The organism is Allobranchiibius sp. GilTou73, assembly GCF_021391335.1.
GTDB classification, from domain to species: domain Bacteria; phylum Actinomycetota; class Actinomycetes; order Actinomycetales; family Dermatophilaceae; genus Allobranchiibius; species Allobranchiibius huperziae.
The window spans coordinates 2,478,923-2,503,320 of the sequence record NZ_CP090051.1; the positions used below are offsets into that span (position 1 = coordinate 2,478,923).

General features: G+C 70.7%; 19 protein-coding genes and 1 tRNA gene. 15 read left to right on the top strand and 5 right to left on the bottom strand.

Annotation, left to right across the window (positions count from 1 at the left end):
• The first annotated feature begins 65 nt into the window (after positions 1 to 65).
• Positions 66 to 1,277 (top strand): glycogen synthase, encoded by a 1,212-nt coding sequence (gene glgA, locus LVQ62_RS12225; RefSeq protein WP_233761916.1) that lies wholly within the window; start codon positions 66 to 68, stop codon positions 1,275 to 1,277.
• Between the two features lie 125 nt (positions 1,278 to 1,402).
• Here the strand turns inward: glgA and LVQ62_RS12230 are convergent, their stop codons facing one another.
• Positions 1,403 to 1,957 (bottom strand): hypothetical protein, encoded by a 555-nt coding sequence (locus tag LVQ62_RS12230; protein ID WP_233761919.1) that lies wholly within the window; start codon positions 1,955 to 1,957, stop codon positions 1,403 to 1,405.
• A 239-nt stretch (positions 1,958 to 2,196) separates the two neighbouring features.
• Here LVQ62_RS12230 and LVQ62_RS12235 point away from each other — a divergent pair, with 239 nt between their 5' ends.
• From LVQ62_RS12235 to LVQ62_RS12250, 4 genes are read left to right on the top strand one after another with little or no spacing between them, the layout of a single operon-like run.
• On the top strand, positions 2,197 to 2,982 hold the full coding sequence (locus LVQ62_RS12235) for an ABC transporter ATP-binding protein (RefSeq protein WP_233761921.1): 786 nt from the start codon (positions 2,197 to 2,199) through the stop codon (positions 2,980 to 2,982).
• 42 nt (positions 2,983 to 3,024) lie between these two features.
• Positions 3,025 to 3,789, top strand: a complete 765-nt coding sequence (locus LVQ62_RS12240) for a sulfite exporter TauE/SafE family protein (protein WP_233761923.1) — start codon at positions 3,025 to 3,027, stop codon at positions 3,787 to 3,789.
• Positions 3,786 to 4,508 carry a sulfite exporter TauE/SafE family protein gene (locus LVQ62_RS12245; protein ID WP_233761925.1) on the top strand — a complete coding sequence of 241 codons (723 nt, stop codon included), beginning with the start codon at positions 3,786 to 3,788 and terminating at the stop codon, positions 4,506 to 4,508. The genes LVQ62_RS12240 and LVQ62_RS12245 overlap by 4 nt, the downstream gene beginning before the upstream one ends.
• A complete protein-coding gene (locus LVQ62_RS12250) occupies positions 4,505 to 5,317 on the top strand; it encodes an RNA methyltransferase (protein WP_233761927.1) in 813 nt (270 codons plus the stop codon). Before LVQ62_RS12245 ends, LVQ62_RS12250 begins: the two co-directional genes overlap by 4 nt.
• A 65-nt stretch (positions 5,318 to 5,382) precedes the next feature.
• Here LVQ62_RS12250 and LVQ62_RS12255 read toward each other — a convergent pair whose 3' ends face one another.
• On the bottom strand, positions 5,383 to 6,396 hold the full coding sequence (locus tag LVQ62_RS12255; protein ID WP_233761929.1) for an LLM class flavin-dependent oxidoreductase: 1,014 nt from the start codon (positions 6,394 to 6,396) through the stop codon (positions 5,383 to 5,385).
• A gap of 64 nt (positions 6,397 to 6,460) precedes the next feature.
• Here LVQ62_RS12255 and LVQ62_RS12260 point away from each other — a divergent pair, with 64 nt between their 5' ends.
• The 8 genes from LVQ62_RS12260 to LVQ62_RS12295 all read left to right on the top strand — a co-directional run bounded on the left by LVQ62_RS12260 (position 6,461) and on the right by LVQ62_RS12295 (position 19,030).
• Complete coding sequence (locus LVQ62_RS12260) at positions 6,461 to 6,775, top strand: hypothetical protein (RefSeq protein WP_233761931.1); 315 nt, start codon at positions 6,461 to 6,463, stop codon at positions 6,773 to 6,775.
• A gap of 9 nt (positions 6,776 to 6,784) precedes the next feature.
• Positions 6,785 to 7,573, top strand: coding sequence for a 1-acyl-sn-glycerol-3-phosphate acyltransferase (locus LVQ62_RS12265; protein ID WP_208051958.1), 789 nt, complete (start codon positions 6,785 to 6,787; stop codon positions 7,571 to 7,573).
• 115 nt (positions 7,574 to 7,688) lie between these two features.
• Positions 7,689 to 9,821, top strand: a complete 2,133-nt coding sequence (locus LVQ62_RS12270; protein ID WP_370639707.1) for an ATP-dependent DNA helicase RecQ — start codon at positions 7,689 to 7,691, stop codon at positions 9,819 to 9,821.
• Positions 9,822 to 9,859: 38 nt separating this feature from the next.
• Positions 9,860 to 10,399: a hypothetical protein gene (locus tag LVQ62_RS12275; protein ID WP_233761935.1), complete on the top strand. Its 540-nt coding sequence runs from the start codon at positions 9,860 to 9,862 to the stop codon at positions 10,397 to 10,399.
• Positions 10,400 to 10,454: 55 nt separating this feature from the next.
• Positions 10,455 to 11,783: a DNA polymerase IV gene (locus LVQ62_RS12280; protein WP_208051956.1), complete on the top strand. Its 1,329-nt coding sequence runs from the start codon at positions 10,455 to 10,457 to the stop codon at positions 11,781 to 11,783.
• A gap of 251 nt (positions 11,784 to 12,034) precedes the next feature.
• Entirely contained in the window at positions 12,035 to 15,424 is a 3,390-nt protein-coding gene (locus tag LVQ62_RS12285) for a DUF2126 domain-containing protein (protein ID WP_233761937.1), read from the top strand.
• A 13-nt stretch (positions 15,425 to 15,437) separates the two neighbouring features.
• The gene (locus LVQ62_RS12290; protein ID WP_233761939.1) at positions 15,438 to 18,089 is read left to right on the top strand and encodes a circularly permuted type 2 ATP-grasp protein; all 2,652 of its coding nucleotides are present in this window, start codon (positions 15,438 to 15,440) and stop codon (positions 18,087 to 18,089) included.
• Positions 18,086 to 19,030, top strand: a complete 945-nt coding sequence (locus LVQ62_RS12295) for a transglutaminase family protein (RefSeq protein ID WP_233761941.1) — start codon at positions 18,086 to 18,088, stop codon at positions 19,028 to 19,030. Before LVQ62_RS12290 ends, LVQ62_RS12295 begins: the two co-directional genes overlap by 4 nt.
• 141 nt (positions 19,031 to 19,171) lie before the next feature.
• Here the strand turns inward: LVQ62_RS12295 and LVQ62_RS12300 are convergent, their stop codons facing one another.
• Positions 19,172 to 20,575 carry a glutamate decarboxylase gene (locus LVQ62_RS12300; protein ID WP_233761943.1) on the bottom strand — a complete coding sequence of 468 codons (1,404 nt, stop codon included), beginning with the start codon at positions 20,573 to 20,575 and terminating at the stop codon, positions 19,172 to 19,174.
• Positions 20,576 to 21,064: 489 nt separating this feature from the next.
• Between LVQ62_RS12300 and LVQ62_RS12305 the strand changes: the two genes are divergently transcribed.
• Positions 21,065 to 22,252: a cellulase family glycosylhydrolase gene (locus LVQ62_RS12305; RefSeq protein WP_233761945.1), complete on the top strand. Its 1,188-nt coding sequence runs from the start codon at positions 21,065 to 21,067 to the stop codon at positions 22,250 to 22,252.
• A gap of 204 nt (positions 22,253 to 22,456) precedes the next feature.
• On the opposite strand, the gene LVQ62_RS12310 is transcribed toward LVQ62_RS12305, so the two are convergent.
• Together LVQ62_RS12310 and LVQ62_RS12315 are read right to left on the bottom strand one after the other, a co-directional pair.
• A tRNA-Leu gene (locus LVQ62_RS12310) sits at positions 22,457 to 22,545 on the bottom strand.
• Between the two features lie 121 nt (positions 22,546 to 22,666).
• A complete protein-coding gene (locus LVQ62_RS12315) occupies positions 22,667 to 23,863 on the bottom strand; it encodes a sorbosone dehydrogenase family protein (protein ID WP_233761946.1) in 1,197 nt (398 codons plus the stop codon).
• Positions 23,864 to 23,982: 119 nt separating this feature from the next.
• Between LVQ62_RS12315 and LVQ62_RS12320 the strand changes: the two genes are divergently transcribed.
• A complete protein-coding gene (locus LVQ62_RS12320) occupies positions 23,983 to 24,381 on the top strand; it encodes a hypothetical protein (protein ID WP_233761948.1) in 399 nt (132 codons plus the stop codon).
• Positions 24,382 to 24,398: the final 17 nt, after the last annotated feature.

A 24,398-nucleotide genomic window follows, 5' to 3' on the forward strand; every position in this document is an offset into this window, starting at 1 on the left:
GGTGCTGTGCGGGCCGTTCCACGACGCGGTGGTGCCGCTCGTCCCGTAGGACTAGCGTCGCGCAGGTGCGCGTCGATCTGCTGACCAAGGAATATCCGCCGAACATCTACGGTGGCGCGGGGGTGCATGTCGCCGAGCTCGTGAAGGCCCTGCGTGCCGCCGGTGTCGAGACGCGGGTGCGCGCGTTCGGCGTGCCCGTCCAGGAGCCGGACACCACCGGCTACCCCGACCTTCCCCAGCTGCAGGACGCGAACGCCACCCTGCAGACCCTCGGCGTCGACCTCACGATGGCCGCGGACTGCGCCGGCGCCGACGTGGTGCACTCGCACACCTGGTACGCCAACATGGCCGGCCACCTCGCGTCGCTGCTGCACGGCGTGCCGCACGTCATCACCGCGCACTCCTTGGAGCCGATGCGGCCGTGGAAGGCCGAGCAGCTCGGCGGCGGCTACCGCGTGTCGTCGTATGTCGAGCGCACGGGGTACGAGCACGCCGCCGCCGTCATCGCGGTGTCGGACGGGATGCGACAGGACGTGCTGCGCAGCTATCCCGCGCTCGACCCGGCGCGAGTGCACGTGGTGCACAACGGGATCGACGCCGCCCTGTGGGCACGGGACGAGTCGCCCGAGGCGTTGGAGATCGTCCGTCGGCACGGCATGGACCCGGAGCGGCCGTCCGTCGTCTTCGTCGGTCGGATCACCCGGCAGAAGGGGTTGCCCTACCTGCTGCGGGCCGCCGCGCAGCTGCCGCCCGAGGTGCAGCTCGTGCTGTGCGCGGGCGCACCGGACACCCCCGAGATTCTCGCTGAGGTACAGGGTCTGGTCGCCGGGCTGCGTGAGTCGCGCGGGGGTGTGGTCTGGATCGACGAGATGCTCCCGCGGCAGGAAGTGGTCGCACTTCTCTCTGCTGCAACGGTCTTCATCTGCCCCTCGGTCTATGAGCCGCTGGGCATCGTCAACCTCGAGGCGATGGCGTGCGAGGTGGCGGTGGTCGGCACGGCGACCGGTGGCATCCCCGAGGTGGTCGCGGACGGCGAGACCGGGTGGCTGGTGCCGATCGACCAGGTCGCCGACGGCACCGGCACGCCGAAGGACCCGGACGCGTTCGTCGCGGACCTGGCGCGGGTGCTGACCGACGCGGTGTCGGACCCGGCGCGGGCGCGAAAGCGCGGTCGGGCCGGTCGCGAGCGCGCGGTGCGCGAGTTCGGCTGGGAGGCGATCGCTACGCGTACGCAGGAGGTCTACGACCAGGTCGCCCGGGAGTGGGCCGCCCGCTGAGCGCACTCGGCATGACGAGCCCGCGAACGGCACGGCGTGCGCGTTTTGCGTCTGCGGCCAGGACTGCAGGCCTGGCCACGAACGTAAATCGCACGCACGGACGCAAACCCCATGACGAGGGCGCGTCAGCGGGCGGGGCGCAACCCGCCGAGCGACAGAGCGCAGGACGTCGTCGCCTGGGCGAGCGCCCGGTCCGCGCCCGCTTGGAGGCGCAGCAGCAGCGCGTGCCGCGCGCCGTCGTCGTGTCCGTGAACGGCAGGTGACTCGGCCAGTGCGACGTCGACAGCCGAGGCGATCGACCCGGCGAGCACCAGGATGCGGTGCGCACGCCCCGGCAGTCCGGGCGGCAGACCCCAGTCGTGGTCGCGCACCCGGGAGTCGACCTCGGCGCGCGCGGTCGAGCCGGCCCACGGCTGCACGTCGAGGGTCTCGAACGCGGCCGTCGCCTCCCGCACCAGCTCGGCCAGGTCGCGCTCGATCTGGCTCTCCTGCAGGCTCTCCAGCTGGTGGACCGGCGTCGGTTCGCAGTCGTACGCCGTCCAGGTGATCTGGGTGCCCGTGTCGCCCTCGGGCCCGTAGGTCTCGATGGTGGGCACCAGCGCACCGCCGAGCGCCGGCACGTAGACGCACTCGCCGGAGTCGGCGGCCGCGCCCGTGAAGTCGAGGCTGCCGCGCGGCATACCCGTCAGATCGCCCGGCCGCGGCAGCTGCGCACCCGAGCACGCGCTCGCCGAAGTCCTGCCACAGGGCGAGCCGGTCGAGTGCTCCGTGCACCTCGTCGACGTCGGGCATGGCGCGGCGTACGGCGTCGTCGAGGTCGAGGTGACCGGCCCAGGCGGCGGTCACCCAGAGGCTGAGGCGCGCACACGCCGGGAGGGTCGACACGGCGAACATCGTAGGTCGCCTAGGGTCGGGCTCCATGAGCGATGTGCTGGCGCTGGCCGAGGTGAGCGTGGTCCGCTCGGGCAAGTCGTTGCTCGACCGGGTCAGCTGGGAGATCGAGGAGGGCGAGCGCTGGGTCGTCCTCGGACCCAATGGCGCAGGCAAGACGACGCTGTTGCAGATCGCCGCCGGCCGGATGCACCCCACGACAGGCGTGGCCGGCGTGCTGTCGGAGGTGCTCGGCGCGGTCGACGTCTTCGAGCTGCGTCCCCGGATCGGGCTGGCATCCGCGTCGATCGCCGAGCGGATCCCCGGCGGCGAGGTGGTCCGCGACGTGGTGGTCACCGCGTCGTACGGCATCGTCGGGCGCTGGCGTGAGGCGTACGACGAGCTGGATCACGCGCGCGCCACCGAACTGCTCGGCGCGCTGGGCGTGGCCCACCTGGTCGACCGCCGCTACGGGACGCTGTCGGAGGGCGAGCGCAAGCGGGTGCAGATCGCCCGCGCCCTGATGACCGACCCGGAGCTGTTGCTGCTGGACGAACCCGCCGCCGGACTCGACCTCGGCGGCCGGGAGGACCTGCTCGGCCGGCTGTCGGCGCTGGCGCAGGACACCGACGCCCCGGCGCTGGTGCTGGTCACCCACCACGTCGAGGAGATCCCGCCGGGCTTCACCGACGTGCTGATGCTGCGCGACGGTGCGGTCGTCGCGGCAGGTCCGATCGAGCTGACCCTGACGGCGGAGAACCTGTCCGCCACCTTCGGGATTCCCCTGGTCCTGGACCGGCGCGGGGACCGCTGGTCCGCGCGCGCCGACAGTTGAGACGCGCGCGGGCGCGTACGACGTTCTCGTTAGGTTGATTTGGTGCCGCTCAGCCATGCAGTCCTGATCCTGCTCGCCGGAATGGTCGCCGGGATCATCAACACGGTGGTCGGTTCGGGCACGCTCGTGACCTTCCCGACACTGCTGGCCTTCGGCTATCCGTCGGTGACGGCGAACGTCTCCAACACGCTGGGTCTGGTCGCGGGCGGGCTGTCCGGCACGTTCGGCTACCGCAAGGAACTGCGCGGGATGACGGCGGTGCTGAAGCGTCTCGCGCCGATGTCGTTCCTCGGCGGAGTCACCGGGGCGGTGCTGCTGATCGTGCTGCCACCGGGTGTCTTCAAGACCGTCGTGCCGGTGCTGATCCTGATCGGCATCCTGCTCGTCGTCTTCGGGCCGTGGCTGAGCAAGCGGGCGCAGGCCGCGCACTCCGACTCCGACACCCGGGCGCGGCGGATCGCGCTGCTGGTCGGCATCTACGGGGCGGGGGTGTACGGCGGGTACTTCGGCGCCGCCCAGGGGGTGCTGCTCCTCGGGCTGATGAGCGTGCTGATGACCGACTCGCTGCAGGAGATCAACGGCGTCAAGAACGTCCTGGGCACCATCGTCAACGCCGTCGCCGCCATCACCTTCCTGATCATCGCGTGGGACCGGATGAACTGGGCCGCAGCGGGACTCATCGCCGTCGGGTCTCTCATCGGCGGCGTCATCGGTGCACGGGTGGGCCGTGCGCTGCCGCCGTGGCTGCTGCGCGCGTTCATCGTGGTGATCGGTCTGGCCGCCATCGGCAACCTCGTGCTGCGGTGAGCGATCTGGTCGTCTACCTGTTGCTGGGTGGCGTGGTTGCGGTTGGTGCGCTCGTGCAGTCAGTCGTCGGTTTCGGACTGGCGGTGGTGGCGGCGCCGTTCATCATCATCCTGCGTCCGGATCTCATGCCCGCCGCGCTGCTGCTCACCTCGCTGGTCCTCCCGCTGTGGGAGCTGGCGTTCGGCGAGCGCGACATCGACTGGCGGCTCTTCGGATACGCGATCGCCGGACGGGTGGCTCTGATCCCGGTCGGCGTATGGCTGGTTGCGACGGCGTCGGGCGACGCGATCGCGGTGGTCGTCGGGGTCATGGTGCTGGTGGCGGTCGCCGCGTCGGTCTCGCGGTGGACGGTCCGTGCCCGTCCTATGCCCGCCCTGGGCGCGGGGATGCTCACCGGGATCTCGGGTACGGCGGCCTCGATCGGCGGCCCGTTCCTGGGGCTGGTGCTGCAGCACGAGAGCCCGGCGCGCGTGCGCTCCACGCTGGCGATGTTCTTCGTGGTCGGGGCCACGACCTCGCTGCTCGGCCTGGCCGTGGCCGGGCAGGTGCATGGTGGGGAGATGCTCGCAGGACTCGGCTGGATCCCGTTCGTCGTGGTCGGCGCCGTCCTGGCCCGGCCGGTGCGCGCCATGGTCGACCGTGAGCGGATGCGTCGCGCGGTGCTGGTCGTCGCAGCGCTGGCGGGTGTGCTGGTGCTGGCCCGGGCGGCGCTGGCGTGAGCGTCGTACGCATCGAGAACCCCGCGGACGAGCGCGTCCGCGACTACTTCTCGCTGACCGATGTGGCGCTGCGCCGGCTGCTGGAGACCGAGCAGGGTCTTTACCTCGCCGAGAGCGAGAAGGTCATCCGTCGGGCCCTGGCCGCCGGGCACCGGCCGAGGTCGTTCCTGATGGGCGAGCGGTGGCTGACGGATCTCGCGGACCTGGTCGAACAGGCCGAGCGCGACAGCGTGCCCGTCTACACCGCCGACGCGGGGGTGATCGAGGCGATGACCGGTTTCCACCTGCACCGGGGCGCGCTGGCCGCGATGCACCGGCCGGAGCCCGCGCCGTACGCCGAGGTGCTCGCGGGAGCCCGCCGTGCCCTGGTGATCGAGGACGTCGTCGACCATACGAACGTCGGGGCGATCTTCCGCTCGGCCGCCGGGCTCGGGGTGGACGCCGTCCTGGTCACGCCGCGGTGCGCGGACCCGCTCTACCGGCGCAGCGTGCGCGTGTCGATGGGCACCGTCTTCCAGGTGCCCTGGACGCGGATCGAGCCGTGGCCGTCAGCGCTGGACACGTTGCGCGAAGACGGTTGGTACGTCGCGTCGTTGGCGCTCGGCGAGGGGTCGACCCAACTCGACGAACTAGCCGCCGACCTCCCGGAGAAGCTGTTGCTCGTGCTCGGCACCGAGGGTGACGGACTGTCGCCGCGCACGCTCGCGCACAGCGATGCCGTGGTGAGCATCCCGATGGCCGGGGGAGTGGACTCGCTCAACGTCGCTGCGGCGTCGGCGGTCGCTATGTGGGCGACCCGCGCCCGCTGATCCCCGCTTTCGGACATGCACGGCGGGGCACAGGTGCCCCGCCGTGCATGTCCAAACGGTGAGGGTCAGGCCCAGGCCTTCATCAGCAGCTCGTACGAGCGGCGACGCTGCGCAGGGTCGTGCACATTCGTGGTCACCATGAGCTCGTCGGCGCCGCACGCCTCCGCGCGGGCACGTACGCCCTTCGCCACCTGGTCACCGGTGCCGATGGTGGTGAAGCGCGACATCCGCTGCGCCATTGACTCGTCCAGTTCGCTCCACTCGTGCTCGGCCGCCTCCTGGGGCGAGGGGAAGGGACCGGGACGGTTCTGGCGCAGCCGCACCATCGCCAGTGCCGCGGCCCGGGCGTGCTCGGCCGCGGTCTGCTCGTCGTCCGCCGCGATGGCGCTGACCGCGAGCATCGATCGCGGGGCCTCCAGGGCACCGGGACGACCGCTGGGCCGGAAACCCCTGCGGTAGATGTCCATCGCCTCGGTGGGGTCGGCTTCGCCGAAGTGCCCGGCGTAGGCGAACGCCGTCCCGAACGCGGCGGCCGCCTGCGCGCCGTACAGGCTCGACCCGAGGATCCAGATCGGGGGCAGCGGTACGTCGGACGGCTGGGCCGAAATGGGTGCGAACGGGTGGTCTTCGGGGAAACCGTCGACGTAGGCCAGCAGCTCGGCGTACTGCTGCGGGAAGTCGTCGGCGGTGAGCGCCTCGCGGCTACGGCGCAGCGCGAACGCGGTGAGCTGGTCGGTGCCCGGCGCGCGTCCGAGTCCGAGGTCGATGCGCCCGGGGTGCAGGGCCTCCAGGACGCGGAACTGCTCGGCGACCTGCAGCGGCGAGTGGTTGGGCAGCATGATGCCGCCCGCACCCACCCGGATGCGGCTGGTCGACGCCGCGACGGTGGCCATCATCACGACCGGGGCGCTGCTGGTGACGCTCGGCAGGTTGTGGTGCTCGGCGACCCAGAACCGTTCGTAGCCCAGGGTTTCCGCGGTCTGGGCGAGCTGCACGGTCTCGCGCAGCGCGTCGGATCCGGTGCGGCCGGAGCTGACGGGGGAGAGGTCGAGCACTGACAGGGGAATCGGGTGGCTCACGAGGGCGACAACGCCGGGCCACCGGCCGGCATTCCGCATCAGGACCGCTCGATACCCTGCGCAGATGCAACTGCGACCCGCCGAATCCGTGACCACTGCGCCCATCGTCGCCGTCGGACTGGTGGGCGGTTACCTGTCCGCGCGGGAGACCCGCGTACGCCCCATCGGAGGTGTCGTACTCGCCGCCGCGGGCGGGTACGCCGCCCGGACCTGGGTGGCGAAGGCCGGTCCGGCGGGCGCGGCGGCGCTGAGCGCGACGTACCTGCTGTCGTTCGGACTGTCCCACCCGCTGGCGAAGAAGATCGGCGCCTGGCCCTCCGTGCTGACCGTCGCCGCGGTCAGTGCGGGAGCTGCCTGGGCGGCCTGCGACCGCCGATAGTCTGACCGGATGGAACCCGTCTACCGTCCCGTCATCGCCGCTGCCCGTGGCCTGTTCGCACTGCAGGGCAACGACATCACCCGGATCGGCGCGGACAACATCCCGGCCACCGGCGGGGCGGTCATCGCGCTCAACCACATCGGCTACCTCGACTTCGCGTACGGCGGCTTCCCCGCCGTCGACGTGGGCCGCCTCGTGCGCTTCATGGCGAAGAAGGAGGTCTTCGACCACAAGATCACCGGACCGCTGATGCGCGGCATGAAGCACATCCCGGTCGACCGCGCGGCGGGCGCGTCGGCGTACCGCGAGGCGGTCCGGGCGTTGCGTGGCGGCGAGCTGATCGGGGTGTTCCCCGAGGCGACCATCTCGCGGTCGTTCGAGTTGAAGGACTTCAAGCTGGGCGCGGTCCGGATGGCGCAGGAGGCGGGTGTGCCGATCCTGCCGATGGTCGTGTGGGGCAGTCAGCGCGTCTGGACCAAGGACCACCCGAAGTCGGTGGGCAAGCGCCGTCATGTGCCGATCACGGTCCGGGTCGGCCCGGCGATCCCCATGCCCTCCGACGCCGACACCGCGTCCGTGACCGCGCAGGTCAAGGCCGCGATGGGCGAGATGCTGCACGAGGTGCAGGACTCCTACCCCACACTCACCGGCGACGACCTGGTCTACCTTCCGGCCCGGCTCGGCGGCACCGCGCCGACTCCTGAGCGCGCCCGCGAACTGGACTCGCAGGAGGCCGCCGACAAGATCGCCAAGCGGCGCGCCAAGGCGGCGGCGAAGGCCGCCAAGTCCAAGTCCTGACCGCGCGCCCACCCTGGCGCAGCTGAGACCGACAGCCACAGGTCGTCCTGTGGCTGTCGGGCACATCTGTGCCCCTGTGGACGGGCCGCGGACCCTGTCGGTCAACCCGGGCACAATGCACCGGGTGACCCAGACACCCACCGCCACGACCGCCACGCCTGCCGGAACCCCCGACATCGACCAGGTCGCCGCGCGGGTGCTCGCCGACCTGGCGGGACCGGGCGCGCAGCTGCGCGACGGCCAGGGCGAGGCCCTGCACGCGCTGACCCGACCCGGCGCCCGGGTGCTGGTCGTGCAGGCGACCGGGTGGGGCAAGTCGGCGGTCTACTGGATCGCCACCGCGTGGAGCCGGCAGGCGGGTCGGGGCCCGACGCTGGTCGTCTCGCCGCTGTTGTCGCTGATGCGCGACCAGGTGGCCGCTGCCGGGAGAGCCAGGCTGCGCGCCGCGACCATCAACAGCTCCAACATCGACAGCTGGAGCTCGATCGAGGCCGATCTGGCCTCCGGCGACCTCGACGTGATCCTGGTGTCGCCGGAGCGACTGGCCAACCCAGGGTTCGGCGCCCGCGTCATGCAGACCCTCGCCGGGCGGCTCGGCCTGGTCGTCATCGACGAGGCGCACTCGGTCTCGGACTGGGGCCACGACTTCCGCCCGGACTACCGACGGGTGTCGGACGTGCTGCAGAAGGTCCACCCCGATCTGCCGGTCCTCGCGACCACCGCGACCGCGAACTCCCGGGTCGTCGAGGATCTTGCCCGTCAGTTCGGCACCGACACCACCGTGCTGCGCGGGCCCCTGGCGCGTTCCAGCCTCGAGCTGGCGGTGCTGCCGACGATGGGTCCGCTGGAGCGTTACGCCTGGGTCGTCGACCACCTGCCGACCCTGCCCGGCTCGGGCATCATCTACGCCCTCACCGTCGCCGACGCAGAGCGGCTCACCCAGGCGCTGCGCACCCGGTACGCCGACGACCCCGCGCTGCGCGTCGCCGCGTACACCGGTGGTCTGGAGGCGGGGGAGCGCGAGCGGCTGGAGGACGCGCTGCGCGCGGGCGAGGTCAAGGCGCTGGTCGCCACCTCGGCGCTGGGCATGGGGTACGACAAGCCCGACCTGGGGTTCGTGGTGCACGTGGGTGCGCCGCCGTCGCCGGTGTCCTACTACCAGCAGGTCGGCCGTGCCGGCCGCGCGATCGACCACGCGCCGGTCGCGCTGCTGCCGTCCGCCGGCGACGAGGGCGTGTGGGACTACTTCGCGACGGCGACGATCCCGCGCGAGGACGACGTACGCCGGCTGCTCGCCTCGCTGGGCGATGCGAACGCACCGCAGTCGGTGCCCGCGCTGGAGGCCGAGACCGGTCTGCGACGCGGCAAGATCGAGCTGTTGCTCAAGCAGCTCGCCGTCGACGAGGTCGTCACCCGCGCGACGGACGGTTGGAGCGTCACCGGCGCACCGTGGACCTACGACGCCGCCCACTACGAGGGCGTCCTCGCCGGCCGCCGCCGCGAGGCCGACATCATGCGCGCCTACATCGCGGGCGAACGTTGCCTGATGGCGCTGCTGCAGGAGTCACTCGACGACCCGGCCGCGCAGCCGTGCGGACGCTGCTCGGTGTGCACCGGCCACCTCCCGGACGGCTGGTCCGACCACGCCGATCCCCAGACCGTGCGCGACCTCGCGGCCGTGCTGCGCGCAGACCAGCAGGTGCTGGAGCCGCGCAAGATGTGGCCGGGCGGTGCGTTCGGCGCCAAGGGCCGCATCCCGCCGCAGCTGGCGGCCGCGCCCGGTCGCGTGCTCGTGCACGCCGACGCCGCCGAGTGGAGTGAGCTGCGGGCCGGTCCCTTGCGCCACGACGCGGCCGCACCACCGGAGCTGCAGGAGGCCGCCGTACGCGTGCTCGCGGGCTGGAAGGACGACTGGCCCGCCCGTCCGGATCTGGTCGTCTCCTGCGCGGTGGAGGGGCATCCCGAGCTCACCTCGTCCCTGGCCGAGCAGCTGGCCACCGTCGGCCGGATGACGTACACCGCGTGGTCGGTGGGCACTCCCGACGTCATCGATCTGGCGTCCGCGGACGAGGCCGCCGCATGGCGGACCGCATTCGCAGGCAGCGACCTGCCGTCGGTCGGCGGACAGACCGTCCTGCTGGTGCTCGACGCCTCGCGGTCGGGATGGTCGGTCACGGTCGCTGCGGCCATGCTGCGCGATGCGGGGGCGAGCGCGGTCCTGCCGCTGCTCATCCACCGCACCGTCTGAGCAGGTCCCGAAGATCGCAGCCCGGGCAGAATCCGACTGTGCCGATCAGCGACGTGCTCCAGCACCCGGTGCACACCTACGTGCAGGCAGCGGGTGAGATCGAGCCCGCCCGCGCGGAGAGCAGGATGTCGGCGTACATCTACGGCGACATCCTGGTCCTCGCGGCCACCGCCGGTGTCTCCCGCGGCGACATCCACTCCGGCAAGGCGCTCCTCGTCGTGCTCGGCACCGTCCTGTCGACGTACATCGCCCACGCGCTCGCCGACATCGTGGGTGCGGCGCTGACAGGGCACTCGCTGTCCGGGATCGTGGGCCATGAGCTGCGCGACTCGATCCCGGTCGCGAGCGCGGGCATGCCGTCGCTGGCCCTGTTGGGTGCAGCAGCGCTCGGATGGCCGGCGGCGCTGTGGGCCCAGTCGCTGGCCTGTGCGGTCCTCATCGCGCGGCTGGGGTTGACCGGGTTGGTCTACCGCCGGTTGCACAGCGGCATGAGCGTGCATCGCGGCGTGCGGTTCGGGATTGCCGTCGCCCTCGTGGCCGCGGTGGTCGTCGCGATCAAGCTGGCGTTGACCCACTGAGCCCGGCGCGGGTGGCGTCGACCGACCGGTCGGCAGGTCGGGCGAGAATGACCGCATGCGTACGACGGCCAGCATCCTGCACCTGGATCTGGACGCGTTCTTCGCCGCGGTCGAGCAGCGCGACAAGCCCTCGCTGAAGGGCAAGCCGGTCTGTGTCGGGGGCACGGGGCACCGCGGCGTCGTGTCGACGGCGTCGTACGAAGCTCGGGTCTACGGCGCACGGTCGGCGATGCCCACGGCCCAGGCGCGCCGGTTGTGCCCGGCCGGCACGGCGTTCCTGTCACCTCGCTTCGGCGCGTACAGCCGCTCCAGTGAAGCGGTGATGGGGCTGCTGCACGAGCTGTCGCCGGTCGTACAGCAGGTGTCGGTCGACGAGGCGTACGTCGATCTCGCGGCTGCGGGAATCGACCTCACGCTCGACGCCGTCACGGCGAGGGTGCGCCGCTTGCTCGACGACATCCCCGGCGCGACCGGCGGGCTGACGGCTTCGGCGGGGGTCGCGTCGTCGAAGATGCTGGCCAAGATCGCCTCCGACCTGGACAAGCCGGCGGGGTTGGTCGTCGTCCCCCCTGGCCAGGAACTCGATGTGCTCGGCCCGTTGCCGGTGCGCGCCATCGGCGGGATCGGACCGGCCACGGCGACCCGGCTGCGCACGTTCGGTGTCGAGAGCGTCGCGGACCTGCAGCGCATGGGGGAGCCGGACCTGGTCAGCATCTTCGGCGATTCGCACGGCCGGGGCATCTACCGGCTGGCCCGCGCCCAGGACGACCGCGCCGTGGAGACCGAGCGGGAGGCCAAGAGCGTGTCGGCTGAGGAGACCTTCGAGGTCGACGTGACCGATCCGCGCGTGCTCGCCGCCGAACTCGCCACCATGAGCACCCGGGTGACCAGCCGGTTGGCCGAGGGTTCGGCGTTCGCCCGGACCGTGACCATCAAGGTGCGCCAGCACGACTTCACCACCTCGACCCGCTCGGCGACCCTGCCGCACCCGACGGGTGAGCCCGAGGTCATCCGCGCCACCGCGCAACGGCTGCTGGACGGCGTCGACGTGTCCGACGGGTTGCGGCTGCTCGGGGTCGGCGTGTCCGGGTTCACCACGCACGCCCAGGAGCAGTTCCTGTTCGAGGACGAGCCGGCGGATGTCCCGGTCGAGGCGGATGTCACGCCCGTCGCACCCGCGCCGCTACAGCGGTCCAGCCAGGGATGGGCGCCCGGCGCGGACGTACGGCACGACGTGCACGGCGCGGGCTGGGTGTGGGGCCGCGGCCTGGGACGGGTCACGGTGCGTTTCGAAGGCCCGGGTACACCGCCGGGCCCCGTCCGCACCTTCGTCGCCGACGACCCGGCCCTCCACCCCGCCGACCCGCCCGACTGGACTCGTTGACCGCCCCGGTCACCCTGATGCTCCGGGATGTGACTGCGAAGCCGGTGACTCACGACGGCCGGCGTTCGCGGCGTCGGGACGTCGCCGCAGCGCCGACAACCCACGCCGATCGACGTACGTCGCGGGGAAAGCGACTGCAGGACCGAGGACCCACGCTGCTGCCGTGCGTCACCCGAGAAGTGACCGGATCGAGTCCAGACGTAACACCGGCGCAACCCGGGCACGCCTGGCGACTGCATAGGGTGTGCCTGGTGACGATCCGCGTGGCCCTCCAGCACCGCACGACCTACACCTTCGATCGCCCGGTCACCGTGCATCCTCACACCGTGCGGCTGCGGCCGGCTCCGCACAGCCGTACGCCGATCACGGCCTACTCGCTCACCGTGTCCCCGCGCGACCACTTCCTCAACTGGCAGCAGGACGCGTTCGGCAACTACCTGGGCCGGCTGGTCTTCCCCGAGAAGGTCGGCGAGCTCGACATCATCGTCGACCTTGTCGCCGATATGACGGTCATCAACCCGTTCGACTTCTTCGTCGAGGATTACGCGGAGACCTACCCGTTCGCTTACCCGCCGGAGCTGCAGGCCGACCTCGAGCCGTACCTGCGGCCCGTCGACGACGGCGCGACGGGAGCCGGTCCCGGTCCGCTCGTGCGGCAGTGGGTGCAGGACAAGGTCGAGCAGCCCGCCGGCGGCACCCGCATCGTGGACTTCCTGGTCGGCATCAACCAGCGGGTCCGCGACGACGTGGACTACAGCGTGCGCCTCGAGACCGGCGTGCAGCAGCCTGACGAGACGCTGCAGAAGCACCTGGGCTCCTGCCGGGACAGCGCGTGGCTGCTTGTCTCGGTGCTGCGCCAGCTGGGTCTGGCAGCGCGTTTCGTGTCCGGATACCTCGTACAGCTGACGGCCGATCAAGCGGCGATCGGCGGACCGAGCGGGCCCACCCAGGACTTCACCGACCTGCACGCGTGGGCCGAGGTCTACATCCCCGGCGCCGGATGGGTGGGTCTGGACGCGACCTCCGGCCTCTTCGCGGGCGAGGGGCACATCCCGCTCTGCGCGACCCCGCACCCGTCCAGCGCCGCCCCGATCTCCGGCGCCACCGACTTCACCGGGGTGGAGTTCTCCTTCTCCAACTCCGTGACCCGGGTCTTCGAGGACCCGCGGGTCACCAAGCCGTATACGGAGGAGCAGTGGCAGGGCGTCCAGGCGCTCGGGACGCATGTCGACGATCTGCTGACCGAGGGCGACGTCCGCCTCACGATGGGCGGTGAGCCGACCTTCGTGAGCGTGGGGGACACCTCGGACCCGCAGTGGGAGACTGCCGCCGACGGTGCCGAGAAACGCCAGCTGGCAACCCGATTGGCTGACAAGTTGCGTGCGCGCTGGGCGCCCGAAGGTCTGACGCACCACGGTCAGGGCAAGTGGTACCCCGGGGAGCCGCTCCCGCGCTGGCAGATCGGCCTGCTCTGGCGGCGCGACGGACAGCCGCTCTGGCGCGACCAGTCCCTGCTCGACGACCCGTGGTCGACGCCGCGGGTCGAGACCGGCTCGACGGCCGCGGGGGAGTCGGTACGCGCTCTGGCTCTCGCGATCGCCGCACGGCTCGGCGTTCCCGCGGAGGTGACGCGTGCGGCGTACGAGGACCCGCTGAACGAGCTGCTCACCCAAGCCCGCGAGCCCCGCGGCGAGCGACCGGGCGAGCGCGTCACTCCCGAGTCGAGCACCGAGCAGCGCGAGCGCGAGTTGGCCGCTGTCGACGCCTCCGCAGGTATGCCGGCCGGTTGGGTCGTGCCCGTCTTCTCAGACCCGGACGGCGACGGGTGGGCGACCGCACACTGGCGCACCCGCCGCGAGCGCCTCTTCCTGATGCCCGGCACCTCCCCGCTCGGCCTGCGCCTCCCGTTGGCGTCGGTGGCCTGGACCGAAGCGCCGTACGTGCCCGACCAGTCGCCGTTCGCCGCTCGTGGTCCGCTTCCGTCGATCGACCCGGTCACGGCGGCCGACGACGTGCCGCCTGCGCCGGTCCGCGACATCGAGGACTCGCCACGCACCGCCCTGGCAGTGGAGGAGCGCGACGGTCACGTCTTCGTCTTCCTGCCGCCCTGCGACGACTTCGAGCACAGCGTCAGCCTGCTGGCTGCCATCGAGGGTGCGGCTGCGGCGACGGGCGTCCCCGTGGTGCTGGAGGGGTATCCGCCGCCCGGGGACGGCCGCGTGCAGACCCTCAGTGTCACGCCCGACCCCGGGGTCATCGAGGTCAACCTGCAGCCCACGAGCAGTTGGCCGGAGCTGGTGCACCTGACCGAGAGCCTGGACGACGACGCCCGCCACTCCCGGCTCGCGACCGAGAAGTTCGACCTCGACGGCACGCACACCGGCACCGGTGGCGGCAACCACATCACTCTTGGCGGGGCGACCCCGGCCGAGAGTCCGATGTTGCGGCGACCGGACCTGCTGCGCAGCATGATCACGTTCTGGCAGCACCACCCCGCGCTGTCCTACGTCTTCTCGGGCCGGTTCATCGGGCCGACCAGCCAGAGCCCGCGGGTCGACGAGGGCCGTGCGGAGACCCTCTACGAGCTGGAGATCGCCTTCGCCGAGCTCGAGCGCGTCACGAGCGAGCCCATGCAACAGGGGAAGGACTCCTTGCCCTGGCTGACCGACCGGCTGCTGCGCCACCTGCTCACCGACATCACCGGCAACACCCACCGCAGCGAGTTCTGCATCGACAAGCTCTACAGCCCCGATTCCGACCGCGGCCGTCTCGGGCTGCTGGAGATGCGCGGCTTCGAGATGCCGCCGCATCCCCGGATGGCGCTGGTGCAGGCACTGCTCGTGCGCACCCTCGTGGCGCGCTTCTGGGCCAATCCGTACGCCGCGCCGCTCATCCCGTGGGGCACGCGGCTGCACGACCGCTTCCTGCTGCCGGCTTTCGCGGCGGCCGATCTGCGCGACGTCATCGACGACCTCAACGCGTTCCTGAGTGAGAGTGGCACCGACATACCGCTCTTCGACCCCGCCTGGGTCGGGCCGTTCCACGAGTTCCGCTTCCCGCGGTTGGGCGAGGTCGACGTCGCGGGCGTGCACCTGGAGCTGCGGCAGGCGCTGGAGCCGTGGAACGTGCTGGGTGAGGAGGTCGGCCTGGGCGGTACGTCGCGCTACGTGGACTCCTCGGTCGAACGCGTCCAGGTGAGCGCGACCGGTCTGCTGCCCGAGCGGCACGTGGTGACCTGCAACGGCGTCCCCATGCCGTTGCTGCCGGTCCCCGGTTCGGGCGGTCAGGTCGCAGGCGGCGTGCGCTACCGCGCGTGGGCCCCGCCGTCGGCGTTGCACCCGACGATCGGCGTCCACTCGCCGCTCGTCTTTGACCTCGTCGACCGCTGGAACGACCGCTCGCTCGGCGGTTTCACCTACCACGTGACCCACCCCGGCGGCCGCTCGTACGAGCACTACCCGGTGAACGCCGCCGAGGCGGAGACCCGCCGGGGAAGCCGTTTCGAGGCCGCCGGCCACACCGCCGGTCCGGTCGACACGAGCGCGTGGCCGGCCACCGCGAGCACGGCGTACGCCAGCGTCGACTATCCCGCCACGCTCGACCTGCGACGCTTCTCGGCCGGCCACAAGGCGACCTCGTAGCGTGGACGGAACCATGACGACCTCCGCCGACGTGATCGAGCGCTACCGCGACAGCCTCTCCGAGGCCCGATCACCGCTCGCCGGACAGGATCTCGGCATCCCGTACGACGAGACGTTCGGCGCCGACGGCGCCCTCGCCCCCAGCGCAGACCTCGTGCGCGACATGGGCGCGCTCGGCGCGGGCGGCCTGCGGTCGCTGCAGGCCGGGGTGCGCCGGCTGGTCAACGACGACGGCATCACCTACGGCGTGGCGCCCGAGGGTCGTCGAGCCGGCCGGTGGCGTCTGGACGCGCTCCCGGTCATCCTCGACCGCGCCCAGTGGCAGGTCATCGAATCGGGCCTGTCCCAGCGGGCCGAGCTGCTCGATGCGCTGCTGACGGACCTCTACGGCCCGCAGCGGCTGCTGGCCGACGGCACCATCCCGGCCGCTGCGGTCTTCGGGCACGCAGGGTTCCTGCCCGCGGCGTACGGCACCTCGCTGCCCGGCCCGCGGCAGCTGATCCTGCCCAGCACCGACCTGGCCCGTGACGCCGACGGTCGGTGGACGGCGCTGGCTGACCGGGCGCAGGCCCCGTCCGGCGCCGGATACGCGATGGCCGACCGACGGATCGTCGCGCGCGCCCTGCCCGGCCTCTACCGCACCACCGAGCTGAGCCGGCTGCGTGGCTTCTTCGACGACGTGCGCGACGCCCTGCTGGCGGTCGCCCACGAGCGCGACCGCCAGCCGCGGGTCGTGCTGCTGTCACCCGGCCCGGCGAGCGAGACCGCGTTCGACCAGGCCTTCGTCGCCACCCTGCTCGGGCTGCCCCTTGTGCAGTCAGAGGACCTCGGGATGCGTGACGGCAAGGTCTGGTTGCGCACGACGGGCCGCGAGGAACAGGTCGACGTGATCCTGCGGCGCGTCGACGCGTCCTGGTCGGACCCGCTCGATCTGCGCGCCGGCTCCCGGCTCGGCATTCCCGGGCTCGTCGAGGCGACCCGCAGCGGCCACGTGAGCGTGGTCAACCCGCTCGGTGCGGGAGTCCTGGAGAACCCAGCGCTGGCTCCCTACCTCGATCGGGCCAGCCGCGCACTGCTCGGTGAGGAGCTGCGGTTGCCGTCGGTGCGCACGCTCTGGTGCGGCGACGACGAGGCCCGCCGCGAAGGGCTCGCACGGCTCGGCGAACTCGTCATCACTCCGATCGACCGGGAGACGGGGGAGCCGACCGTCTTCGGGTGGGAGCGCACGCACGCCCAGCTCGCCGACCTGAAGGCGCAGATCGAGAGCGAGCCGTGGCGCTGGACCCTTCAGGAGCCGGTCGCGATGTCGACCACTCCGGTCGTCGCGGATGACGGACTCGCTCCACGACGTCTGGTGCTGCGCGCGTTCGGCGTCGCCAGCGAAGGCGGATACCGTTGGATGCCAGGTGGTTTGGGCCGGCTATCGCGGGACGAGACCAGCCGTCTGGTGTCCAACGCGGCGGGCGGGCAGGCCAAGGACGTGTGGGTACTGGCGTCCGCCGACATCGAGCGCACCGACCGTGACAACGCCCACCTGTGGCTCGCGCGGCCGCTGCCGGGCATGTACCGCTCGGTCGCCCTCGCGCCGCGCGCCGCCGGCGACCTCTTCTGGCTCGGTCGTTACACGGAGCGCGCGGAGTCCTCCACCCGGCTCGCGCTGATCTGCGACGACCTCGTCGCGGACCACCTGCGGCGGTCGGCCTCACCGGGGTACGCCGCGATGGCGGTGCTGCTCGCGGCCCTCACCGAACTGACCACCGTGCGACCGGGATTCACCGGAGCGCACGCTGAGACGGCTCTCGCGGCGCCGGTGCGCGAGTTGCGGATCCTGCTGGGCGACTCCGCCCGCATCGGCACGATCGCCTACGACATCGAGGCCGTCGTGCGCACCGCGCACGCCGCCCGCGAACTGCTGTCGGTCGACACCTGGCGCGTGCTCGGCCGGCTGCAGGAGGCGCTGGACGGGCTGCCGGAGGACGGCGACGGCGCCGACGACCCCGTGCAGGACGTGCTCGGCCAGGCACTGGAGCTGCTGATCGCGCTGGCCGGGCTCAACGCCGAGAGCATGGTGCGCGATCTGGCGTGGGCGTTCCTGGACGCCGGGCGGCGTACTGAGCGCGCGCTGCGCACCGTCGACCTGCTGCGCCAGACCCTCGCGCAGGAGCGCCCGCCGGTCGTGGACGGCCAGCTGACCGAATCGGTGCTGCGCGCGTGCGACAGCCTGATCACTCACCGTCGCCGGCTGACGGCGGGTCAGGGGCCGGCATCCCCGGTGCAGGCAGCACTGGACCTGCTGCTGCTCGACCCGGCCAACCCGCGCTCGGTCCGTTTCCAGCTCGACCAGCTGGAGATCGCGCTGCGCGAGGTGCCGAACGCCGAGGTCACGCTCCAGATCACGCAGATCCGTGGGCTGCTCACGGGTGTCGACCTCGACGAGATCTGCGCGGCCCGGCGTACCGGACTGCAGCAGCTCGGTCACGACCTGCACGAGCGGCTCACCGCGCTCGGCGCGGCGATCGAGAACGCGCACTTCGGTCGTCCGAGCACGCAGCAGGCGATGCGGGTCAGCGAGCTGATCGAGCCCGAGGGGTTCGCTCAGGGGATGAACGGCGGGCTCACCCAGCAGCTCGGCGGCATGACCCAGACGATGGCGGGGGACTCGTGATCACCACGCAGCTGCACGCGACCCGGTGGTACGAGGTGCGGCACCGCACCAACTACTACTACGAGGACTACGTCACCGCGTCGTACGGGCGAGCCTGCCTGCGCCCGCGGGCGACCCCGCACCAGCAGGTCACCTCCAACGTGGTCGAGGTCAGACCGGGGGCGGATGTGCTCACCGAGCACACCGATCTCTTCGGCAACTTCAGCCACTACCTCGAGGTACGCACCCGGCACACCGAGCTGCGGGTGTCCAAGACCAGCGTCCTGTCGGTCACCGTGCCCGAGGTGGACGTCGATGCGTTGAATCGCTGGACGGTCGCCTCGGCGGCGCGCGACCTGCGCGAGTCCGCGGACGTGCCGCGGGCGACGTACGCGGCGTACACACTGCCCTCCAGCCTCGTGGAGCTCACCCCTGCGGTGCGGGAGTACGCCGCGTCGATCCTGCCGCCCGACCGTCCCCTCGGTGAGGCGCTGGCCGACCTCTACCACCGGGTGTTCGAGGACTTCCAGTACACGAAGGGCGCGACGGGGGTGTCGACCACGCTGGACGAGGTCCTCGCGAACCGGCGAGGCGTCTGCCAGGACTTCGCACACCTGGGTGCAGGGTGCCTGCGGGCCGTCGGGCTGCCCGGGCGGTACGTCAGCGGGTACATCGAGACGGCGCCCCCGAAGGGCAGACCGAAGCTCGAGGGCTCGGACGCGACGCACGCCTGGGTCGCGGCGATGGTCCCCGGCGGCGACTGGGTGGACCTGGATCCCACCAACGACCACTTCGCCGACTCCCGCTACCTCACGACCGCGTGGGGCCGCGACTTCCGTGACGTGTCGCCGTTGCGCGGGGTCATCTACACCGAGAGCAAGACCAGTCGCCTCGAAGTGCTGGTCGACGTCATTCCACTGGACCCCGCCGACCTTCCGCCGCGGCTGCTGTCGGTGACCTGAGCCGCGCTGCGCCCCCGGTGGCGGCTGTCGTACGTCGTGGAGGGGGTTCTGCGTCTGCGGCCAGGGCTGCAGCACTGTCCGCGGACGCAGAACCCCCACCTCGTTGGGCTACGAGGTGGGCGAAGGCGCCGGTCCGACCCCTCAGTGGTGGAAGGACGTCGGGCCGCTGCTGCCGACCTTCGCCACGTCCTTCTGCAGCGTCGTGGTGACCGACGTGAGGTCGTGCAGGAAGAGATCGGCGAGGTCACGGGAGAACCCGTGCCGGCAGACGATGCGCAGCACGGCGAGGTCGGTGCGATCCTGCGGGAAGGTGTACGCGGGCACCTGCCAACCGTGTTCGCGCAGACCGCGTGAGACCGCGAAGACGTCCCACTCGGTGACGTCGTCGCTGGTGGTGAAGGCGAAGACCGGCAACTGGTCCCCGCGGGTGATGAGCCGGAAGGGGCCGAGCTTCTCGACCTCGCCGGCCAGCCAGGTGGCGACGTCGCGGGACGCCTGCTGCACCGCGACGTACCCCTCGAATCCGAGGCGGAAGAACGTGTAGTACTGCGCGATGACCTCCGACCCTGGGCGAGAGAAGTTCAACGCGAACGTGGGCATGTCGCCGCCGAGGTAGTTGACGTTGAAGACCAGCTCCTTCGGCAGAGCGTCCGCGTCGCGCCAGATCGCCCAGCCGACACCGGGATACACCAGCCCGTACTTGTGACCTGAGGTGTTGATCGAGGCGACCCGGGGGAGGCGGAAGTCCCAGATGAGGTCGGGATCGAGGAACGGAGCGATCATCCCGCCGGACGCGCCGTCGACGTGGATGGGGACGTCGGGTCCGCCGCTTGCCGCCAGCTCGTCCAGCGCGGCGGCGATGTCCGCGACCGGTTCGTAGCTGCCGTCGAAGGTGGATCCGAGGATCGCGACCACGCCGATGGTGTTCTCGTCGCAGTGGGCGACGGCCTGCTCGGCGCCCAGATGCAGCCGGTCGCCCTCGACGGGGACGAGGCGCGGCTCGACGTCCCAGTAGCGGCAGAACTTCTCCCAGCAGACCTGCACGTTCGCGCCCATCACCAGGTTCGGCTTCCGGGAGGGGTCGGCACCGGTGCGGGCGGCCCAGCGGCGCTTGAGGGCCATCCCGGCGAGCATGCACGCCTCGCTGGATCCGGTCGTCGAGCATCCGGTCGCGACGTCGGCCTCGGGTGCGTGCCACAGGTCGGCGAGGATCGCCACGCACCGGTTCTCGATGGCGGCCGTCTGGGGGTACTCGTCCTTGTCGATCATGTTCTTGTCGACGGATTCGGCCATCAACTGGTGCGCCTGCGGCTCCATCCAGGTCGTGACGAACGTGGCCAGGTTGAGGCGGGCGCTGCCGTCGAGGAGCAGCTCGTCGTGGACCAGTTGGTACGCCACCTCCGGCGGCACCGGGTGCTGCGACAGGGTGTTGAGGGGCGGGATGATCTCGTTCTCCAGCGCCGGGTCGGCGAGTCCCAGGAACGGGTTCCCCTCGCGTCGTCCTGGAGAGTGCCGGGCAGGGACGTTGTCACCGTGGAGTGCCATGAAGGTCACTATCCCAGCGGGACCTGCGCATTCGCTGCCGGATGGTCCAGGACGTCCCCGCCGTTCGTCGCCGCGGGGGTTCTGCGTCCGTGGCCAGTGCTGCAGCCCTGGCCACGGACGCAGAACGCCCACCTCGTTATGGAGACGAGATGGGCGTGACGCGCGTCACCGGCCGCGCCGCACGCTGGGCCGTCCACGTGTGGGGACAGGCACATCGAGACCCTGGAGGATGCCCTCGACCAGCGCCGCTGCCGGGCGTCGGAGCTGGCTATGATTCGCCAGTCGGATGTACAAACTGACCAAGTAAATATGGGCCCTATGGACTTACAGCTTGCAAGGTCTTAAAATGACTATCGAACTGCCATCGGGATGACTGTCAGAGAGGCATCAATGACACACCATTCGGACATCCCCGCAGATCGGCTTCCGTCGCGACGAAATGTCTTGACCGGTGCGGGTGTGCTGGCTGCGATAGGAGCCGCCGGCGCCATGACTAGCGCATCGGCTCTCACGCGCGCGCCGATCCCTTCGACCACGCCGAACGCCGATCGGTATGTAGGTGTCAGCAAAGGTCAGTTCGTACTGAACGGTCGAAACATACGTTTCGGCGGGGCGAACAACTACTACCTGCACCAGAAGTCGCATTATGCGATCGATGCGTTGCTGAACGACGCAGCAGCGATGGGTCTGTCGGTGATCCGTGCGTGGGCATTCGCTGACGGCGTCAGTCCCATGTATGCAGCGTTGCAGCCAGGCCCCTACGTTTACAACGAAGCTGCGTTCGATTCCCTGGATTACGCCGTGTGGAAAGCCGGCCAGCTAGGGATCCGCCTCGTACTGGTCCTCACCAACAATCGGAAGGACTTCGGGGGGATGCAACAGTACGTCTCGTGGTTCCTGCACAGCAATGCTGCGATCGATCACGACAAGTTCTATACCAACCGCGAGATAGTCGCATGTTACAAGGCGTACGCCCAGCATGTCATCCAACGGCGCAACCGGTACACCGGGCTCGCTTACAACCAGGATCCGACGATCATGACGTTCGAATTGGCCAACGAGCCTCGTAATCGCAGTGATCCCTCGGGCGCCACGATCTTGGCATGGGTCGAGGAGATGAGCGCGTGGTTCAAGTCTCTGGCCCCCCGTCAGCTCGTAGCAATCGGCGACGAAGGTTTCTATGGGCGGGAAACGAGCCTCGATTATCCGTATTCGAATTACGAGGGCAATCACTGGGAACCGCTTCTCGCCGTCCCGCATGTCGATTACGGCACCGTGCACCTCTACCCCGCCGCCTGGGGCGAAACACCGAGCGGTAGACGCAGGGTCGATCCGGTCGCCTGGGGAACCACCTGGATCACCGACCACCTACGTGACGGCAAGCGAATCGGCAAACCGGTGGTCATCGAAGAGTTCGGCCTGCAGGTCAACGCTCGTGATGGGATCGCAACCGAGCGAGCGCGTACCGCCGGGTACGCGCAGTGGACCGATGCTGTCCAAGCCCATGGCGGCGCTGGCGACCAATTCTGGTTGCTCGCCTCGCGTGTAGGCAGCGGGTCGTACTACCCCGACTACGACGGTTTCACCATGTTTTGGGACAACCGCGCGTCCAACAAGACCAACGAAGCTGCTCATGTGCTCAGCACCCATGCCAAGCAGATGTCCGGACAGGCGTAGCGTCCGCCCATTCGTTCATCGACTTCAGGAAGAGCTGACCTGGAGCCACGGTTGAATCGGATTCCGCCTCCTGCGGCACGTCTGGCGCACGGTGAGTCTGGTCCAGTTTCGCCGAGAGGGCACACCACTGTCGTGCCGACTCTGCTGCGGAACCCATTCGGCACGCTCGGAGGTCCCTGACCTGATAGGACCGCGAGCGAGCTGTGGTGTCCGAGGGGGGACTTGAACCCCCACCCTCTAATACGAGGACTAGCACCTCAAGCTAGCGCGTCTGCCTATTCCGCCACCCGGACGAGGTGTACGACGGCCACCCTGGGAGGCGGGCCGACGACGCGAAAGGCTAGCACGCTGTAGGCCCGTGACCCGCATCGGCAGCAGCCGCCGGGCGACCGTCGTACGTCTGAGGGAGGCCGGTCAGGAGCTCGGCGCGTGCGGTGTCACCCGGAGCACCTTGTCGGCCTTCCCACCGTTGTCGGTGGTGACGTAGAGCGCCCCGCCGGGCCCGGTCTGGACCGTGCGCAGCCGCCCGAAGGTCTTGTTCAGCTCGGGCATCAGCTCCTGCCGGATGACCTTGCCGGCCTTGTCGAGGGTGAGGATGCGCACGCCCTCGCCCTTCAGCTCGGCGACGGCCAGCGCGCCGTTCCAGCGACCCCAGGCGGAGCCCTGCAGGAAGGTGATCCCGCACGTCGCGACCGTGCTCGAGCCCGACGACCACTGGGCCCGGACGGCGTGCGGGAACTTCTTCAGGTCGGTCATCGGCACGGACTCGTTGTAGCCCGGCACCGGGTCGTACCCGTAGTTGCCGCCGTTGTACGCGATGTTCGTCTCGTCGTCACGGGTGGTGCCCTGCTCCTGGGTCCACAGCTGCGAGGTGCCCGGGCGCATCGCGAGGCCCTGCACGTTGCGGTGCCCGTAGCTGGTCACGTACCGCGCGTTGCCGCCCTTGGAGTGGAACGGCGTGTTGGTGGGGATCTGCCCGTTGGCGCCGACCCGCAGGGTCTTGCCGCCGAGGGAGTAGAGGTTCTGCGGGTTCGTGCCGGTGGCGGCATCGCCCGTGCCGACTGCGAGCCAGTAGCCGGGCACGAACCGCAGTCGGCACCCGCTATGCCGGCCGCTCGTCACCGGCAGCCCGGACAGGATCGTCTTCTCCCTCGTGGCCGACTTCCCGTCGTCGGACATCGCCCACCGGATGACCCGTGCGTCGACCGCCTTGCCGCCGCGCTCGTAGGTCTGGCACGTGTAGAAGTACCGGTGCACGGTCGTCGGATCGACGACCAGGCCCTCCAGGCCGCCCTCGCTCTGCACGAAGAGATCGCCCAGCGGAGCCTTGATCGTGCGCACGCCGCCGGACGCGGTGCGCATGGTGAGCACCCCCGGACGCTGGGTGGTGAGCATGTCGCCGTTGCGGAAGAACGACACGTCCCACGGGTGGTCCAGGCCGGACATGACCGTCTGTACGGCGGGTGCCGCAGCCGCCTCGGCAGATCCACTAGCGCTGCCGGACACCGCCGAACACGCCATCGTGACGGCGGCGGTGCCCGCGACCGCGGCGACGGTGAGGCCGGCGCGTAGCGAACGGGGGATACGGCGGTGACCGGTGTGAGGACTCATGAATCGACGCTAGACCGCGAGCCCCCACCTGTGGGGAGGCGTGCTCCGCCGCGTCCGGCTGCTCCTCCAACCACTCGGGCGCCCGCAGCGTCCTGGATACAGAGGGAAGTGGAGGACTGATGAAGCGGGTATCGGTGTGGGTCGCGGGCCTTTTGGCCGTGGCAGCTGTGGTCGGCGGCTGCGTCTGGTACTTCCATGACGACGGGAGGGTCACCTACGACCGCCGCGATGTCGCCGTTGGCTCGTACGGCCCAGTGCCCGGGGATACGGCCGCCCTCAGCCTGAGATCCGCGATTCTGTCCTCGGGGGACCGGGACGCCGCCGCCACGGTGGTCAGTGAATCGTCGAGCCGGGTCGTCGTCGCCATGAGCTACGAGCAGTTCAACTGCAACGGCTGCGCCAGAACGGCGGTAGGGTTCCTCGCCTCCGCGACCGTCCACCTCCGCGCCCCCCTCGGGGGGCGCGTGGTCGTCGACCGGCTCACCGGCCGCCCGGTGAGATACGCCGCGAACCCCTGACGCCGGGTGTCGGAGGG

Bases quoted from the DNA above. Each gene is read 5' to 3' on its own strand.
- LVQ62_RS12265 (WP_208051958.1), top strand. From the start codon at position 6,785: ATGGAACCCGTCTACCGTCCCGTCATCGCCGCTGCCCGTGGCCTGTTC.
- LVQ62_RS12315 (WP_233761946.1), bottom strand. From the start codon at position 23,863: ATGAGTCCTCACACCGGTCACCGCCGTATCCCCCGTTCGCTACGCGCC.
- LVQ62_RS12290 (WP_233761939.1), top strand. From the start codon at position 15,438: ATGACGACCTCCGCCGACGTGATCGAGCGCTACCGCGACAGCCTCTCC.
- LVQ62_RS12230 (WP_233761919.1), bottom strand. From the start codon at position 1,957: ATGCCGCGCGGCAGCCTCGACTTCACGGGCGCGGCCGCCGACTCCGGC.
- LVQ62_RS12300 (WP_233761943.1), bottom strand. From the start codon at position 20,575: ATGGCACTCCACGGTGACAACGTCCCTGCCCGGCACTCTCCAGGACGA.
- LVQ62_RS12235 (WP_233761921.1), top strand. From the start codon at position 2,197: ATGAGCGATGTGCTGGCGCTGGCCGAGGTGAGCGTGGTCCGCTCGGGC.
- LVQ62_RS12280 (WP_208051956.1), top strand. From the start codon at position 10,455: ATGCGTACGACGGCCAGCATCCTGCACCTGGATCTGGACGCGTTCTTC.
- LVQ62_RS12270 (WP_370639707.1), top strand. From the start codon at position 7,689: ATGCACCGGGTGACCCAGACACCCACCGCCACGACCGCCACGCCTGCC.
- LVQ62_RS12260 (WP_233761931.1), top strand. From the start codon at position 6,461: ATGCAACTGCGACCCGCCGAATCCGTGACCACTGCGCCCATCGTCGCC.
- LVQ62_RS12320 (WP_233761948.1), top strand. From the start codon at position 23,983: ATGAAGCGGGTATCGGTGTGGGTCGCGGGCCTTTTGGCCGTGGCAGCT.
- LVQ62_RS12305 (WP_233761945.1), top strand. From the start codon at position 21,065: ATGACTAGCGCATCGGCTCTCACGCGCGCGCCGATCCCTTCGACCACG.